Origin of the sequence: Sinomonas sp., assembly GCF_051955515.1 — a bacterium.
Lineage (GTDB): Bacteria > Actinomycetota > Actinomycetes > Actinomycetales > Micrococcaceae > Sinomonas.
On record NZ_JBQCGQ010000259.1, the window covers coordinates 1 to 2,630 of the forward strand.

Genomic DNA, 2,630 nt, shown 5'->3' on the forward strand with positions numbered 1-2,630 from the left:
TTCCTCATCGGCATCCCGCTGGGCAGCGACATCTCCAACGGCTACGCCTACATCATGGAGTCGATGTCCAAGGGCGCCCGCGAGGTGATGGGCAGCCGCTGGCAGTTCATGTTCGGCCTCGGCGAGGTCTTCTCGATCGTGGTCATCACCATCATGTACGTCACCGGCATGCCTCACGAGATTCTGTGGCGCGTCGCGCTCGCGATCGGCGCCATCCCGGCCTTCATCCTCCTGCTGGCTCGACTGGACCTCCCAGAGACCCCGCTCTCCCTGATCCAGCGCGGCAAGTTCGTCAAGGCCAAGGAAGTCTCGCAGCGCCTCTTCGACGACCCGCTGGACATGCTTCCGAACCAGGACGTGGTCATGGAGAAGCCGAAGGTCGGCGACTTCCTCAAGGTCATCTGGGCCGATAAGACGCGACGCCGCGCCACGATCTTCGGCTGGATCTCCAACGCCTGCCAGGGGGCCGAGTTCACCGCCTTCGGGTTCTACCTCCCTGTCATCCTCGTCACCGCCGGCGTCGGCGTTGCGGGCAGCGGCGCGAACTCGAACATCACCGGCACGAACCTCGTCACCGCCGCGATCTACGTGCTCGCAACGATCTCGGGCTTCACGGCCCCGATGATGATCAAGAAGGTCGGCCACCGCGGCGTGGCGATGTGGGGCTATGGCCTCGCGTTCGTCGGCCTGCTGATCGGTGCGTTCGCGCTGGGGGCCAACATCCAGTGGCTCATCGTCATCGGCGCGTGCACCCTCATGTGGGGCCACTACTGGGATGCCTCGAACGGCATGACGATCACCTCGATGGTCGCGCCCTCGCGGTTCCGTGCCACGGCCTCGGGCTTCGGCTACGTGTTCGTGAAGGCGGCCTCCTTCTTCGGGGCCTTCGTCTTCCCGATCATGACCGCGTCCTGGGGCAAGGTCGGGGCGACGCTCGCCGTCTCGATCCTCTCCCTCATCGGCTTCCTTTCGGCGAAGTTCATCCTGCCCGAGCTCTACGGGTACGTGGACCAGGAAGGGCAGGGCGCCGAGCTGCCTGAGGCAGAGCGCGCCTGAGCCAGACCCCTCGCACGGCGGCGTGACCTCCCAAGGTCGCGCCGCCGTCGTCCGCTCAGATTCAGGCTTTATTTCCAGCATCCCCGGGTAGTGTTTCCGGTATGGGACACGTCAACGATCCCGAAGTCATCGAACGGCTCATGTATACGCCCGGGCGATGGGCGGTGGTGGGCCTCAGCCAGAACCAATGGCGGTCTGCCTATTCGGTGTCCGAGTTCCTGCGTGACGACCTGGGACATCAGATCATTCCCGTGAACCTCCGCGGGGAAGACGTCCACGGCGAGAAGGGCTACGTGAAGCTCGCGGACATTCCTGCCGAGCTGCAGCCGATCGACGTCGTGGACTGCTTTGTGAACTCGCAGCGCGTCGGGGAAGTCATCGATGAGGCAATCGCCGTCGGGGCGAAGGCCGTCTGGCTGCAGCTCGGAGTCAACGACGAAGCCGCCGTGGAGCGCGCGAAAGCTGCCGGGCTCGAGGCTGTGGTCAACGCCTGCCCCGCGCAGGAAGCGTGGCGACACGCCCGACGTCGTCACGTATGACTTGTTTCCCCGCGGTTCATGTGCTGTGCGTAATCTCAGAGTGATCCGTTCGCTCCTCTCCTAGGGAAGCCATGCCCGCCGCCCCGTTTTCCGCGCCCCTGTCCCGCCGCAAGGCACTGACGTTCCTCGGCACCGCCGCTCTCGGCGGGTCCCTTGCCTCCTGCGGGAGTGGGCCTGCACCGCAGTCCGCGCCGCCGAGCTCCCCGAGCCCGGACGATCCCAACATCGTCCTGACGGTCCACGACCCCGACTCCACCCCGGCTCCAGCCGTCCCTCAATTCGCGTCCGACTTCAAGCTCCCGCCGATCCAGAACGGTCTCGTCCCCGTCATCACGCGGGTGGCCACCAAGCAGCCGGTCGTGTTCCTCACGATCGACGACGGGGTCACCAAGCGCCCCGAGGCCATCGCCCTGCTCAAGCAGTACGGCTACCCCATCACCATGTTCCTTGCGAAGAACTTCGTGCAGGACAACCCCGACTTCTTCCGAGACCTCATGAGGGCCGGAGACTTCATCGAGAACCACACGGTCAGCCACGACACGAGCATGTCCACCAAGGCGTACTCCTACCAGCTGGCCGAGATCCAGGGGATGCAGGAGTACGCGAAGGCGACCTTCGGCCGGCGCCCCACCCTTTTCCGTCCGCCCGGCGGTGCCTACTCGAACACCATGCGGAAGGCCTGCGCCGACGCTGGAATCCGCGCGCTCATCGACTGGGAGACCAAGTCCAACGCCGGGAAGATGGACTACCAGTACGGCAACGGGCTGCGCCCAGGCGACATTGTCCTCATGCATTTCCGGCCCGAGTTCTCCTCGGACCTCGAGGCCTTCCGCGCGGCGCAGCTCGCCGCCGGGCTGACCGTGGTGAATCTCGAGCGGTTCATCGGGGCGGAGTAGCTAGGCTGGCCTCATGCATGCCGACGCTGTGAGAGAGCTCTGCCTGTCCTTCCCCGGTGCCTACGAGGATTATCCGTTCGGCCCCGAGACCGCCGTGTTCAAGGTGCGGCCGCCCGCTTCGGCGGGTTCCGCCGTCGAG

3 protein-coding genes are annotated in these 2,630 nt (G+C 65.6%); all 3 read left to right on the forward strand.

Annotated elements, in window-relative coordinates:
- On the forward strand, positions 1-1,056 hold a 1,056-nt coding region (locus ACTHL9_RS15395), incomplete at its 5' end, for an MFS transporter (protein ID WP_440520163.1).
- 101 nt (positions 1,057-1,157) lie between these two features.
- Positions 1,158-1,595: a CoA-binding protein gene (locus ACTHL9_RS15400; RefSeq protein ID WP_440520164.1), complete on the forward strand. Its 438-nt coding sequence runs from the start codon at positions 1,158-1,160 to the stop codon at positions 1,593-1,595.
- 71 nt (positions 1,596-1,666) lie between these two features.
- Positions 1,667-2,491 carry a polysaccharide deacetylase family protein gene (locus ACTHL9_RS15405; RefSeq protein ID WP_440520165.1) on the forward strand — a complete coding sequence of 275 codons (825 nt, stop codon included), beginning with the start codon at positions 1,667-1,669 and terminating at the stop codon, positions 2,489-2,491.
- Positions 2,492-2,630: the final 139 nt, after the last annotated feature.